13 protein-coding genes are annotated in these 12986 nt (G+C 63.4%); 2 read left to right on the plus strand and 11 right to left on the minus strand.

Annotated elements, in window-relative coordinates:
• Positions 1-174: 174 nt before the first annotated feature.
• Entirely contained in the window at positions 175-744 is a 570-nt protein-coding gene (locus G566_RS14475; protein WP_022681049.1) for a hypothetical protein, read from the minus strand.
• Between the two features lie 26 nt (positions 745-770).
• On the opposite strand from G566_RS14475, the gene G566_RS15200 reads away from it, so the two are divergent.
• Both G566_RS15200 and G566_RS15530 read left to right on the plus strand, forming a co-directional pair.
• Entirely contained in the window at positions 771-1076 is a 306-nt protein-coding gene (locus tag G566_RS15200; RefSeq protein ID WP_084706873.1) for a helix-turn-helix domain-containing protein, read from the plus strand.
• Between the two features lie 86 nt (positions 1077-1162).
• Positions 1163-1303: a hypothetical protein gene (locus G566_RS15530; protein ID WP_156874529.1), complete on the plus strand. Its 141-nt coding sequence runs from the start codon at positions 1163-1165 to the stop codon at positions 1301-1303.
• A 29-nt stretch (positions 1304-1332) separates the two neighbouring features.
• Here the strand turns inward: G566_RS15530 and G566_RS0112720 are convergent, their stop codons facing one another.
• The 10 genes from G566_RS0112720 to G566_RS0112765 form a co-directional block, all read right to left on the minus strand.
• Entirely contained in the window at positions 1333-2550 is a 1218-nt protein-coding gene (locus tag G566_RS0112720; RefSeq protein WP_022681050.1) for a saccharopine dehydrogenase family protein, read from the minus strand.
• Between the two features lie 310 nt (positions 2551-2860).
• Complete coding sequence (locus G566_RS0112725) at positions 2861-4141, minus strand: NAD(P)/FAD-dependent oxidoreductase (RefSeq protein WP_022681051.1); 1281 nt, start codon at positions 4139-4141, stop codon at positions 2861-2863.
• The gene (locus G566_RS0112730; RefSeq protein ID WP_022681052.1) at positions 4138-5484 is read right to left on the minus strand and encodes a glutamine synthetase family protein; all 1347 of its coding nucleotides are present in this window, start codon (positions 5482-5484) and stop codon (positions 4138-4140) included. Before G566_RS0112730 ends, G566_RS0112725 begins: the two co-directional genes overlap by 4 nt.
• 10 nt (positions 5485-5494) lie before the next feature.
• Complete coding sequence (locus G566_RS0112735) at positions 5495-6868, minus strand: aminotransferase (RefSeq protein WP_022681053.1); 1374 nt, start codon at positions 6866-6868, stop codon at positions 5495-5497.
• On the minus strand, positions 6865-7599 hold the full coding sequence (locus G566_RS0112740; RefSeq protein ID WP_022681054.1) for a gamma-glutamyl-gamma-aminobutyrate hydrolase family protein: 735 nt from the start codon (positions 7597-7599) through the stop codon (positions 6865-6867). The genes G566_RS0112735 and G566_RS0112740 overlap by 4 nt, the downstream gene beginning before the upstream one ends.
• Positions 7596-8717 carry an ABC transporter ATP-binding protein gene (locus tag G566_RS0112745; protein WP_022681055.1) on the minus strand — a complete coding sequence of 374 codons (1122 nt, stop codon included), beginning with the start codon at positions 8715-8717 and terminating at the stop codon, positions 7596-7598. The genes G566_RS0112740 and G566_RS0112745 overlap by 4 nt, the downstream gene beginning before the upstream one ends.
• Positions 8714-9538, minus strand: a complete 825-nt coding sequence (locus tag G566_RS0112750; RefSeq protein WP_022681056.1) for an ABC transporter permease — start codon at positions 9536-9538, stop codon at positions 8714-8716. Before G566_RS0112750 ends, G566_RS0112745 begins: the two co-directional genes overlap by 4 nt.
• Complete coding sequence (locus tag G566_RS0112755) at positions 9535-10425, minus strand: ABC transporter permease (RefSeq protein WP_022681057.1); 891 nt, start codon at positions 10423-10425, stop codon at positions 9535-9537. The genes G566_RS0112750 and G566_RS0112755 overlap by 4 nt, the downstream gene beginning before the upstream one ends.
• On the minus strand, positions 10422-11498 hold the full coding sequence (locus G566_RS0112760) for an ABC transporter substrate-binding protein (RefSeq protein ID WP_022681058.1): 1077 nt from the start codon (positions 11496-11498) through the stop codon (positions 10422-10424). Before G566_RS0112760 ends, G566_RS0112755 begins: the two co-directional genes overlap by 4 nt.
• A complete protein-coding gene (locus tag G566_RS0112765) occupies positions 11491-12855 on the minus strand; it encodes a glutamine synthetase family protein (protein ID WP_029131655.1) in 1365 nt (454 codons plus the stop codon). Before G566_RS0112765 ends, G566_RS0112760 begins: the two co-directional genes overlap by 8 nt.
• Positions 12856-12986: the final 131 nt, after the last annotated feature.

A 12986-nucleotide genomic window follows, 5' to 3' on the forward strand; every position in this document is an offset into this window, starting at 1 on the left:
CTGCAGTCGCGCCACCACCCCCTTCAAATAGCTGCCAAAGCCGAACCCCACCTTGCCCCCCATCATTCCGCTGAGATGGTATCCGAGATTCCTTACTATATCCGATTTTATTTTTTGTTTTCGCGCCATAGGCACGTGACCTTTGTTTCGGATGCCATTCTAGCCAATATTATTTTACTGCACGGTGACAGCCGACTGCGTATAACCCGTCAATTCCCTACCCCTCGGAATCACAGCACTCTTGCCTGTAACGAACATCAAGCCCGCGGCAAAGAATACAGCGCCGAGCGCTGCAACAGTGTTTCCTTCCCCTTCCTGACGAAATTTTCCGTCAATGGGGATGATCTGCCCATTAAGGTCGATACGCCGAAGCGCAATTTCCATTTTTCCAGACTTTCCGAATACGCCCTTACCAGTCCGCATGGTCACTTCTCCAATCGCGGGCGTGCCGCTAGGAATAGCAGTTACGCCGTTAATCCGGACATCGTATGCGACAGTCAGTCTGAATGTGTGGCCAACCTTGATTTGGTCACCCTTTGACGAGAGTTCGTCGCTCATTCGAAGGATCACTTCAGTGTTCGATGGAATAACCACTTGTTGCGACGACGATCGCGAGGTTGACGCTGGCTGGTCGCTCGGCAGAGGCATCTGCTGCGCGGATAAAGGTACGCCCGTACCCAGTACGCTCGTCAGCGCAATGACGGCATAAAGTCGGATTGAAGTCTTATCCAAACGTTTCGTCATGTTGATAATGCCCTTTTTTTAACTCAATGCTAACGAATTTCAGCCTTAATGGTCATTATAGTTCTTTGTTTTACAGTCGGCAACAGGGCGCGCTGTTGGGGGTGTCCAAAGAAAGAGACTGGTCCGCCGTATTGGGCGCAAACGTGCGTTCGCGACGAAAGGCGCTGCGAGTTACGCAAGAGGAGCTTGGATGCCGCGTAGGTGTGGATGTCCGATATTTAAGCGGGATTGAAAGAGGACAGGAGAACCCCTCTCTGAGGGTGATAATGGCGCTCTCACAAACCCTTGGCTGCTTACCAGCAGATTTGCTCGCTCTGACTTGGTCGCAGTGAACCGATTTTTTCGTGCGTGATCCTGCCCTGCCCCGTTTTGATTGGGCCAAAATCTGGAAAAGGCTCGGCCACGAACAAGGAATGGGATGGCGAGGAAACACACGCCAGAGGCGATCGTCGGCAGGCTGCGTGCAGCGGAGATCGGGCTGGCACTGGGCAGAACTGGTGCCGATGCGTGTCGCCGGATCGGCATCACCGAACCGCGCTACAACCGCCGGCGCAAGTGATCGGCCCTCACTGAGGGCGATCTGCCCGCCTAGGGCAACAGCTCGAACGTAAGTCCGGCATGCGCCTGCAGCCGTTCGATCAGCCTATCCCCAATAATCGTCGCTGGCGTCCAGAAGCCACCCGCCACCTCGGCAGGCACGTCTTTGGCAAGGCAAGCGGCGGCTTGGGACAACATCTTGGCAGTTGATCCGTAGCCGGGATCGCGGTCCCCTGTGACCCGGCACCCTATCGTGTCGCCCTTTGCGGTCGACCCGAGGAAAACAAGATCAAAGCCGCCCTCCAATTGCGCCTGTTCGCTGGGTCCTTCACCCGGCTTTGGCAGTACCATGGTCTGAAGCAGCCAACGCACAGGCGGCACAGCCAAACCGACCATAAGGGCATTCACGCCCCAAGTTGCCGTTCGGGCCATCCGCTTGCCTTTCGCGCCCTGACCCGTCACCACCGCTTCCTCGTACTGGAATGCAGCACCATAGCTTTTGTTGCTCAAGGCGTTGGACCGATGCACCACCCGCGTGTTGATGCCCGCCATGACGAAGGGGGCAACCCAGCCGCCGTAGACATCATCATAGGCGATCTTCACATCCGGCTGTGTGACCGAGAAGCCATGGCCAGGCGGGCAAAGGCTATAGGGGTCTTTCAGCTCGCGCCGCAGATCTGCGTCGCCAACCGCTTCCTTGACCATGTTGATCATGCTCGCGATCGTGCCGCCCGACGCGCCGCCCTTGATGCTGACAACACGCATGTTGATCCGATCGCAGGGTTGGCCGAACCGTTCCAACGCATGGCGTTGCAAGAAATGGACGCCCAGATCGGAGGGGATGCTGTCGAAACCGCAGCAATGCACGATCCGCGCGCCGCTGGCCTTTGCATCGGCCGCATGGCGTGACTGCATCTTGCGGATCCACTGCGGTTCGCCCGTGAGGTCGCAATAATGGGTGCCGGTCGTGGCGCACAACTTCACCAGCAGGTCACCATAAAGCGCGTACGGCCCGACGGTGGACATCACGACCTTGGTGCGGGCACACATTTGCAGCAACGCGTTTTCGTCAGCCGCGTCGGCCACAATAAGCTCGACCCCCGACAGCCCGATTGTATCGCTGAGCTGCTGCAGCTTGCTGCGTGACCGCCCGGCGATTGCCCAAACGATCGATCCATCGGCGAACTGCTCGTGCATATAGCGCGTAATGATCTGGCCGACGAAGCTGGTGGCCCCGTATACGATGATGTCGAATTTGTTTTCGGCCATTTTACCCTGCTGCGTCCGTGATTTTTTATAAGCGCCCAGCCTGAAAACGTGGCGCTGATTGGCGTGCACCCCTGATTGTTACCGTTCAGAAGCAGAACCCTTGGCATTGATGGCTGATGGTTGATGTGATGGCAACAGGGCTGGGATGTGACCGCCCCGTTTCGCGTGCGGCCTCAAGATGTTGTCGTCATGCGTCCAGGCAGCCAGGATCGATCTGCCGCCCCTGTAACCAACGCATGATCGAGCTTGAGGTCAGCGGATCCCAGGTTCGAACCTTGGTGCGTCCACCATTTCCATTGCCAATCCGACGTCACCCGGTGCGATCGCGCAAGGCGTACCAGAGCATGCCGAGCACGTGCAGCGGGCCGCGCAACAGCGCGCCGCCGGGGAAGCCCGAGGGGGCCACGGCAGCGAACGGGGTGAAGCGAGATTCGTCGCCCAGCGCGGCTTCGGCGAGCAGGGCGCCGCCCAGGGTGGAGAGCACCGCGCCCTGCCCGGAATAGCCGTGCGCCCATAGCACGGGGCCATCGCGGCCGATGTCGGGAAGGCGGCTGCGGGTGATGGAGACGAGGCCGCCCCAGGCGTGAGCGATGCCAACGCCGGCCAGCATCGGGAAGCTGCGTTCCAGGAACGGCCGCACGAAAGCTGCCATGTCGGCCGGCGGACGCGGGCTATAACGTTCGCCGCCGCCGAACATCAGCCGGCCATCAGGGGTGCGGCGGAAATAATTGACGACAAAGCGGCTGTCGCTCACCGCCTGGTTGCCGGGGATCAGGCCGGCGCCGCCATCGGGCAGCACGTCAGTGGTGACGATATAATTGGCCACCGGCATGATGCGGCTGTGCACACGGGCGTTGAGCGGCCCGAGTAGCGCATCGCCGGCGACGATGGCCTGGGCGGCGGTGACACGGCCCGCCGAAGTGTGCAGCACCACGCCCCCTGCCCGCCGCTCCAGCCGCGTTACCGCGCTGTGTTCATGCAGCTGCGCGCCGGCCACAGCCGCCGCACGGGCGAGGCCGAGCGTGTGATTCAGCGTGTGGAAATGGCCGCCGCCGGCATCGAGCAGCCCGCCGTGGCTGGGGCTGGCCACGGCCGCTTGTGCCGCCGGCGCATCCAGAACCGACAGGCCGTGATAGCCGAGCTTTGCCGCTGCGTCGGCCTCGTGGGCGAAATCATCGAGGTCGCTTGGGCGCACGGCGGTAGTGAGGTGGCCGGTGAGCTCCAGATCGCAAGCAATGCCGTGCCGCGCCACCAGATCGACCACCAGATCGCGGGCCGACAGGGCGAGGTGGAACAGCGCGCCGCCCTGCTCCGCGCCGAAACGCGCCACCAGATCGGCAGCGCCCAGCCGCAGGCCCGGAATGATCTGCCCGCCGTTGCGGCCCGATGCGCCGTGGCCGATGCGGCCCGCTTCCAGCAGCATGACGCTGGCGCCTTGCTGGGCCAGGTGCAGCGCCGCCGAAAGCCCGGTGGCACCGCCGCCGATGATGGCGACATCGGCTTGGCAATCGCTAGCCAGCGCAGCGTGGGCCGGCGCGGCGTGGGCCGTCGCGGCATACCAACTCTGGTCGAAGGCGAGGCTGTCGTTCACACCTTGAGCAGCAAATGGTCACGTTCCCAACTGCTGATCACGCCCTGGAAGGCCTCCAGCTCCGCGGCCTTGATGGAGGTGAAGCTGCGGAAGAAATAGTCACCCAGCAGCGCCCGCACCGGATCACAATCGTTGAAGCGTTCCAGCGCTTCTTCCAGGCTGCGCGGCAGGGTGCGTTCGAAATTATAGGCGTTGCCCGAGGTTTTGGGCGACGGTTCCAGTTCCTCGGTCATGCCCAGATAGCCGGCAACCAGCGTGGCGGCCATGGCCAGATAGGGGTTGGCATCGGCGCCGGGCAGGCGGTTTTCAACGCGGCGGTTGTGGCGATCGGTGATCGGCACGCGCAGGCCGCAGCTGCGGTTGTCGCTGCCCCATTGCACGTTGATCGGCGCGCCATGATCCGGCCGCATACGGCGGAAACTGTTGACATTCGGCGCGAACATCGGCGCCAGCGCCGGCAGATAGCCCTGCAGCCCGCCAACGAAATGGCGGAACAGCGGCGCATCGCTGCCATTGGCGTTGGCAAACAGATTATGGCCATCAGTCACATCCACCACCGATGTGTGCAGGTGCATGGCGCTGCCCGGCTGATGTTCCATCGGCTTGGCCATGAAGGTGGCATAAACGCCGTGTTTCAGTGCCACCTGCCGCACGATGCGTTTGAACAGCATCACCTGATCGGCCACCCGCACCGGATCGCCGTGCACGAAGTTGATCTCCAGCTGGGCAGTGCCGGCTTCGTGGATCATCGTGTCGAGGTTCAGCTCGGCGGCCTCGGCATATTCGTAGATCGCCTCGATCAGGTCTTCATGCTCGGTGATGGCTTCCAGGCCATAAGGCTGCGACGAGGTTTCGGCGCGGCCCGAACGGCCCGCCGGTGGGGTGAGCGGGATATCGGGATCGGGATTGGGCGCAGTGAGATAGAATTCCAGTTCCGGCGCCATCAACGGCTTCCAGCCGCGTTCTTCACACAAGGCCACCACCCGTTTCAGCAGATGCCGCGGCGAGGAGGCCCACGGCGTGCCATCGGCGTGATGCGCATCGGCGAAAACATAGGCGGTGGGTGTCTTGAAGCCCGGCGCCACGCACAGCGTCGTGGGATCAAGGCGCAACACCATGTCGGGATCGGTAAACGCCTCCACATGTTCATCGACATCGGCATATTCGCCGGTGATCGTCAGCGAGAAGATCGACGATGGCAGGCGCAGCGCGTTGTTGCGGGAAAACTGCACCAGCTTGGCGGCCGGGAACACCTTGCCACGCAGCACGCCGTTCATGTCGGGCACCAGGCATTCCACTTCGGAAATGCCGTTGTCGCGAACCCAGTCACCAATATCGGCCATGTCCGTTCCTCTACAGTGCGCGCAACACCGGTTCAGCCTCGTCCAGCGCGGCGGCGATGATGCCGATCATCCGATCGATCTCGGCATGGGTGATGATCAGCGGCGGGCTCATCACGATCGAATCCTTCACGCCGCGCACCATCAAGCCCTTGGCGATACAGATATCCCGTACCACGATTCCGGCCTTGCCGCCCCCGCCAAAACGCCGATTGGTGCCGGGTTCCGCGACGATTTCCACCGCACCGATCAGGCCCAGGCTGCGCGCTTCGCCCACCAGCGGATGCTTGGACAGTTCGGCCAGCCGCTGCGCCAAATAAGGCCCGGTGTCTTCCCGGGTGCGGCGGACGAGATCCTCGCGCTCGATGATCTCCAGGTTCTTCAGTGCCACCGCTGCGGCCGTCGGGTGGCCCGAATACGTGTAGCCGTGGACGAAATCATCCGGGTTGGACTTGATCGCCGCCACGATGAAATCGGCGACACCCACCGCCGAAATCGGGAGATAACCGGACGAAAGCCCCTTCGCCATCGTCACCAGATCGGGCGTGATGCCATAATGCTGATGCCCAAACCATTGGCCGAGCCGGCCGAACCCGCAGATCACCTCGTCACAGCAGAGCAAGATGCCATATTTGCGGCAGATGGCTTCAACGCGCGGCCAGTAGCCGGCGGGCGGGATGATGACACCGCCGGCGCCCTGCACCGGTTCGCCAATGAAGGCCGCGACATTCTCCGGCCCGGCGGCGAGGATGGCATCTTCCACCGCCTTCGCGGCGCGGGCGGCGAACGCGTCCTCGCTCTCATCAAAACCGTCTGCGAACTTGTAGGGCTGCATCACGTGCACGAAGCCGGGCAACAGCGGGCCACCTTGCGCGTGCATCGGCGCCATGCCGCCCAGGCTCATGCCGGCGATGGTGGAGCCGTGATAGCCGTTGACGCGGCTGATGATCACCTGTCGCTGCGGCTCGCCCTTCACCTGCCAATAATGCCGCGCGGTGCGGATCAGCGTATCGATCGCCTCGCTGCCGGATGAATTGAAGAAGATGTGGGAAAAATGGCCGCCCAGCAGCCCTGACAGTTTCGCCGCCAGTTCCACCGTCGGCGGCGCCACCGTCTTGAAGAAGCTGTTGTAATAGGGCAGCTCAAGCATTTGATTATAGGCGGCTTCGGCCAGTTCGGTGCGGCCATAGCCAACATTCACGCACCACAGCCCGGCCATGCCATCGAGCAGGCGCACGCCGTCACCGTCGATGATGGTGCAGCCTTCACCGCGCACGATGATGCGGCTGCCGCCCATATCCTCCACCGCCTGCCAATCCTGTTGCGGCGGCAGGTGATGGGCGACATCCAGCCGCTTGAGTTCGGCGATGTCGTAATTGCGGGTCATGGCATCGTCTCCGGGTGCTGGCCGCGCAGGGCGCGCCCAAGAATATGAAAGAAGGTGGCGGCATCAGCATCGCTGTCGGCCGTCCATTCCGGGTGCCATTGCACAGCCAGTACGGGGGCAGCGCCGATGCGGGCGGACACCGCCTCCACCATGCCGTCGGACGCCACAGCTTCGACAGCGAGGCCGTCACCCAGCCGGGCAATGCCCTGGTAGTGGACGCTGTTGACATGCAGCGCCATCCGCCCGTGCGCGCGCGCCAGCAAGCCGCCGGGGGTGAGCGCTACATCATGGCGATGATCGAACATCTCCACGAAACCGACCTCGTCGGGCGCGTGGTGATCCCGCAACTCGCGGGACAGCGTACCGCCCAGCGCGACGTTGATTTCCTGCAGCCCGCGGCAGATGCCGAACAGCGGCTTGCCCCGCGCCAGCACGGCCTGCACCAGCGCCGCCATCATCGCATCGCGGCCGGGGTCGAACGGCGGATCGCCCCCATGCGCCTCGCCATAAAGCATGGGCTGCACGTTCGACGGGCTGCCGGTGAGCAGCACGCCGTCCAGCCGGTCGATCACCTCTTCCGCCGTCATCAGATCGGGCATCGCTGGCACCAGCAGCGCGGCACAATCGGCATGGCGCATGGCCGCCGTCACATAACGGCTCATCACCGCCTGCGCTGGCTCCACGCCCACTTGCCGCGTGCAGCAGATGATGCCCAAAACCGGCCGGCTCATGACAGCAGCACCGCGGGCGAACAGGCATGCCAGGCCAGCCAGACCTGTTCGCCCAGCGCGAAATCTTCCTGATCCCAGCGCGTCAGGTTGGAACGCAGCGCCTTCAGTTTCTGGCCATCAGGCAGCTTCACTTCATACAGGCTCTCGCTGCCGAGATAGGCGACGTGGGTGATGGTGCCGGCCACGGCGTTTCGACCGGCGGGTGCGTCGCCCAGAGCCGGCGGCGCTGGCGTGGCCTTGTGCAGCTCGATCTTTTCCGGGCGCAGCGCCAGCCACAAAGTGGTGCCGGCCGCACCGGTCACGCCGTGATCAAGGAATATCGGCTGTGCGATGCCCGCCACCGCCACTTCGGCGTGATCGGGCTCGTCCACCACAAGTCGCCCTTCCAGCATGTTCACCGAACCGATGAAATCGGCGACAAAGCGGCTGGCGGGGAACTCATACAGGTCAGACGGGCTGGCCACCTGCTGCAACAGGCCACGGTTCATCACGGCGCAGCGATCGGCCAGCGCCAGCGCCTCGTCCTGATCATGTGTCACCATCACGAAGGTGATGCCCACCTGCGCCTGCAACTGGCACAATTCGGTGCGCATCGCCTCGCGCAGTTTCGCATCCAGCGCCGACAATGGCTCATCCAGCAGCAGCACGCGCGGCCGTTTCACCAATGCCCGCGCCAGCGCCACCCGCTGCCGCTGCCCGCCCGACAATTGATCGGGCCGGCGGCTGCCCAGCCCGTCAAGCTTGACCAGCGCCAGCGCCTCTTCCACGCGCATCGTGCGCTCGCCGCTGGGCACGCCATCCACCTTCAGGCCATAACCCACATTGTCGGCCACGCTCATATGCGGGAACACGGCGTAATTCTGGAACACCATGTTGACCGGGCGCTTGTTGGGCCCAACCTGCGTCACATCCTGACCGTCGATCAGGATGCGGCCTTCCGATGGCACTTCGAACCCGGCCAGCATGCGCAGCAAGGTGGTCTTGCCGCAGCCCGATGGGCCCAGCAGCGCGAAAAACTCGCCCTCCCGCACCTCCAGGTCGACAGCGTCCACCGCCACCACTTTGCCGTACCGCTTGGTGACGCCTTCGAAGCGGATGATGGGCGATCCCTTGGTCATGCGGCCTGCTTGGCGATATCCGCCCCCTGCAACCACAAGGCCAGCGCAGTGAGGCCAGCGGTGAGCAGGATGAGCAGGGTGGAGGCGGCATTGACCGCCGGGGTGACCGAGAAACGCACCATCGAATAAACCTTGATCGGGAAGGTGATCGTGTCCGGCCCGGAGGTGAAGAAGGTGATGACGAAATCATCGAGGCTGAGGGTGAAGGCCAGCAGCGCGCCCGCCACCAGCCCCGGCACCATGTGCGGCACCATGATATCGCGGAAGATCAGCCATTCGCCGGCGCCCAAATCGCGGGCGGCTTCGGCCAGGGCGCCATCGAAACTGGCCAGCCGCGCCCGCACCACCAGCGCCACGAAACTGAACGAAAACGTGGCATGCGCGATGATGATGGCGCCGAGGTTCAACGGCCACGGCAGTTCGGTGGGCCATGGCACGATGGCGGTGAAGAACACCAGGAAGGCCACGCCCAGGCAGATTTCCGGCACCACGATCGGCAGGCCCAACAGCGCCTCCAGCGGGGCCTTGCCGGCAAAGCGAAAGCGCCACAGCAGCAGGGCGGCCAGTGTGCCGAGGATCAGGCTGATCAGGGTGGAGCTAGCTGCAATCACCAGCGAATTGCCGAACGCCGCCACCAGTTCGCCATCGTCGAACAATTCGGCATACCAGCGCAGCGAGAAGCCGCGCCAAACGGTGATGCGCCGGCTGTCGTTGAAGGAAAACACCACCAGCGCCAGCAGCGGCAGATAGAGAAACGCGCCGACCATCGCCAGCCACAGCCGCAGCGGCCAACGCGCCAGATAATCAAGCGGGCCCTTCATCGCGCAGCCTCGCGTTCGGCGCTGCGGCGGCTGATGATCGCCTGCACCATCAGCGCCGCAAAGGTGAGATACATCAGCAGGAACGACAGCGCCGCGCCGAACGGCCAATCATTGGCGGAACGGAACTGGCGCTCGATCACGTTGGCGATCATCTGGCTGTTGGTGCCGCCGAGCAGATCGGGGGTGAGATAGGCGCCCAGCGCCGGAATGAAGGTGATGATGATGCCCGAAACGATGCCGGGCAGCGCCAGCGGCACCACCACCCGCCACAGCGTGGCGAGATGGCCGGCGCCCAGATCCAGGCTGGCCTCGATCAACGAGCGATCCAGCCGATCCAGCGCGGCATAAAGCGGCAGCACCATGAACGGCAGGTGGACATAGACAAGGCCGATGACCACGGCGAAATTGTTGTTGATCAGCGGCAACGGCTCGAACGGCGGCAGACCCGGCACGATGCCCCACAGGGCACCAAGCCCGCTGTTGATCAGTCCTTCGGTGCGAAGGATGGCCATCAGCGCATAGGTGCGGATCAAGAGGTTCGTCCAGAACGGCAACATGATCGCCACCAGCAGCAACAGCTTGGCGCGCCGGCTGGCAAAGGTGATGGCCAGCGCAACCGGCAGGCCCAGGATGAAACACAGCACGGTGGTGAGCGCGGCAAAGCCCATGGATTTCAGCAATATCGCCAGATACAGCGGCTTCAGCGCGCGGGCGTAATTGCCCCAACTGCCGGTGATGGCGATATCAACCAGCGTGCGGTTCTCGCCGAAACTATACGTCCAGATCACCGCCAGCGGCGCCAGGAACAGCGCGAACAGCCACACCACCGGCGGCACACCCACGGCGGCAAACACGCCAGGCGCCTGGGAAGGCCGTTGCAACATCATGCCGCCATCACCCGCGTGATCGCCTCTTCCACGGCGCGGATATGGCCGATGCCCTGGAAACGGCCATATCCGCTCTTCGCCATGGCCGGGCCGCTGGGGAAGATCACCTGGTTGGTGCGATATTCCTCCGGCATCAGCGCCAGCGCCGCCGCATTGGGCGTGGGGAAACGGATGCTGTTGGCGATATCAGCGCCCACCTGCGCATCCAGCAGATAATTGATGAAACGATGGGCATTGTCCGGCCGCGGCGCGCCGGTTGGCACGCACAGACAATCCGAATTGATCAACGTGCCTTCGCGCGGGATCACGAACGCCAGATCATCATCGTCGGCCATCACCTGCGCGATGTCGCCATTATATTCCACCACCAGATCAATCTCGCCGCTGGCCAGCAGATCCTGGCCTTCGTCATGGTGGAACAATTTCACGTGACGCTTCTGGCGGATCAGCATCTGCGTCACCTGCTCCATGATCGCCGGCGTCACGGCGTTGACGGAGTGGCCGAGATATTTTGCCCCCAGCCGGATCAGATCATCGCCTTCCGCCAGCAGCCCGATGCGGCCCGAATAGCGATCTGAATCGAGCACCCATTTCCAGCTATCAGGCACGCCATCCACTTGGCTTTTGCGGTAACCGATGCCCAGCGCCAGCCAGGTGTAGGGCATCGACCAGCGCCGGCCCGGATCATAAGGCACATCGACGAATTCCGGCGCCAGATTGGCCCGGTTGGGAATGCGTGCGTGATCGAGCGGGCTGAGCATCCCCGAAATCTGCAGCCGTGTGACGAACTCGTTGGAGGGCACGATCACATCGAAACCGGGATTGCCGGCCCGCAGCCGCGCAAACAGTTCGTCGTTATTGGCATAATGGCTCATGCGCACGTCGACGCCGGTGGCTTTGCTGAAATCGCCCAGCGTCGTCTCGCCGATATAGGTATCCCAATTGTAGAAGTTCAGCCGCTGCTCCTCGCCATTGGCCCCCTTGGGGAAGGCGCGCGAACAGCCATCCAGCACCAGCGCCGCCGCCAGCCCACCAAAGCTGCGGCGGCTCAGATCAGGCCCAGAGTCAGGCATTCGCCAGCACCCAATCGTAATCGAGCGCCGGCACCACCGCCATGTACCGCTCCTGCTCGGTGCGCTTGACGCTGGCAAACATGGCAAGCGTGGCAGCACCCAGATATTCGGGCAGGATGCGCCCGGCTTCCAGCGCGCGCACGGCGGCAAACCAGTCGCCCGGCAGCGCCGGCTGCGCCTCGGCCGCCGCATAGCCATCGCCGATCACCGGCGGGCCGGGATCGATCTGCTGGGTCAACCCGTGATGCACACCGGCCAGCAATGCGGCGAGCGCCAGATAGGGATTGGCGTCGGCCCCGGCGATGCGATGTTCGATATGGCGGGCGGCATCCGGCCCGGCGGTGATGCGGAAACTGGTGGTGCGATTGTCCATGCCCCAGCTCGCCGCGACGGGCGCGAAACTGCCCGCCTTGAACCGGCGATAGCTGTTGGCGTTGGGCGCAAAGATCGCAAAGCTTTCGGCCAGCGCCGCCTTCAGCCCACCGATGGCATGCAGCAGCGGCGCATTGGGGCTGCCGTGCGGACTGGCGAAGATATTGGCACCGGCCGCATCATTAATGGACACATGCAGGTGCAGGCCATTGCCGGCGGCATCGGCAAACGGCTTGGCCATGAACGTCGCCAGCATGTCGTGGCGGCGGGCCACCTGCTTCACCAGCCGCTTGTAGAGCACCACATCGTCCGCCACGCGCAACGGATCGGCGCGATATCTCAGGGTCAGCTCCATCTGCCCCGGCGCATATTCGGAAATCGCGGTTTCCAAAGGCAAGCCGGCGGCATCGGCGGCCGCCCACAGATCGGCCAGGAACGGCCCGGCATCATCCAGTTCTTCCAGGCCATAGGTGCCGTGGGTGGCCGGCCGCGCCCCGCCCATCCGCGCCGGCTGCGGCGGCTGGCCATCGGCGCGGCTGCGATCGACGAGATAGAATTCCAGCTCGCAGGCCACCACCGGGGTAAGGCCATCAGCTTGGCAACGCGCCACCACGCGGGCCAAAGCCGCCCGGCAATCAATCTCACACACGCTGCCATCAGCTTCGAACAACGAGGTGATGACCGCAGCCTGCCCCGGCGCGGTGGGCACCAACGTGCCAGGCGCCGGACGGGCAAAGCGATCGCTGTCGCCATTTTCCCAAACCAGCCCGGTATCGAAACAATCCTGCCCCGTCACATCGGCGACCAGGATCGACACCGGCAACGGCCGCCCGGCACCATAAAGCGCCGCCAGTTCATGCACCCGGATGCGCTTGCCGCGCGCCGTGCCCGACAGGCCGGTGAAGATGATATCGACAAACTGCGTATCAGGATGGGCCGCCAGAAATTCCTGTGCCTCGGCCGGCAGCGCCACTGCGATTGTCATGTTCACTCCTGCCCACCTGATCTTGCGCTACACTCGCAAAGCGCAGGCCTACCAGCAACCCCTTGGTGGTGGTCATTTGGCCCATGCGCGCCTTTGTTTGATCGTCACGCGGCACTGAAAATCACCATTCA

It is taken from the genome of Sandarakinorhabdus limnophila DSM 17366, from assembly GCF_000420765.1.
Classification (GTDB): Bacteria; Pseudomonadota; Alphaproteobacteria; order Sphingomonadales; family Sphingomonadaceae; genus Sandarakinorhabdus; species Sandarakinorhabdus limnophila.

Excerpts from the sequence above, each read along its gene's own strand:
- G566_RS14475 (WP_022681049.1), bottom strand. The coding sequence starts at position 744 with ATGACGAAACGTTTGGATAAGACTTCAATCCGACTTTATGCCGTCATT.
- G566_RS0112720 (WP_022681050.1), bottom strand. The coding sequence starts at position 2,550 with ATGGCCGAAAACAAATTCGACATCATCGTATACGGGGCCACCAGCTTC.
- G566_RS0112740 (WP_022681054.1), bottom strand. The coding sequence starts at position 7,599 with ATGAGCCGGCCGGTTTTGGGCATCATCTGCTGCACGCGGCAAGTGGGC.
- G566_RS0112750 (WP_022681056.1), bottom strand. The coding sequence starts at position 9,538 with ATGAAGGGCCCGCTTGATTATCTGGCGCGTTGGCCGCTGCGGCTGTGG.
- G566_RS0112755 (WP_022681057.1), bottom strand. The coding sequence starts at position 10,425 with ATGATGTTGCAACGGCCTTCCCAGGCGCCTGGCGTGTTTGCCGCCGTG.
- G566_RS0112760 (WP_022681058.1), bottom strand. The coding sequence starts at position 11,498 with ATGCCTGACTCTGGGCCTGATCTGAGCCGCCGCAGCTTTGGTGGGCTG.
- G566_RS0112735 (WP_022681053.1), bottom strand. The coding sequence starts at position 6,868 with ATGACCCGCAATTACGACATCGCCGAACTCAAGCGGCTGGATGTCGCC.
- G566_RS0112730 (WP_022681052.1), bottom strand. The coding sequence starts at position 5,484 with ATGGCCGATATTGGTGACTGGGTTCGCGACAACGGCATTTCCGAAGTG.
- G566_RS15200 (WP_084706873.1), top strand. The coding sequence starts at position 771 with ATGCTAACGAATTTCAGCCTTAATGGTCATTATAGTTCTTTGTTTTAC.
- G566_RS0112745 (WP_022681055.1), bottom strand. The coding sequence starts at position 8,717 with ATGACCAAGGGATCGCCCATCATCCGCTTCGAAGGCGTCACCAAGCGG.
- G566_RS15530 (WP_156874529.1), top strand. The coding sequence starts at position 1,163 with ATGGCGAGGAAACACACGCCAGAGGCGATCGTCGGCAGGCTGCGTGCA.
- G566_RS0112765 (WP_029131655.1), bottom strand. The coding sequence starts at position 12,855 with ATGACAATCGCAGTGGCGCTGCCGGCCGAGGCACAGGAATTTCTGGCG.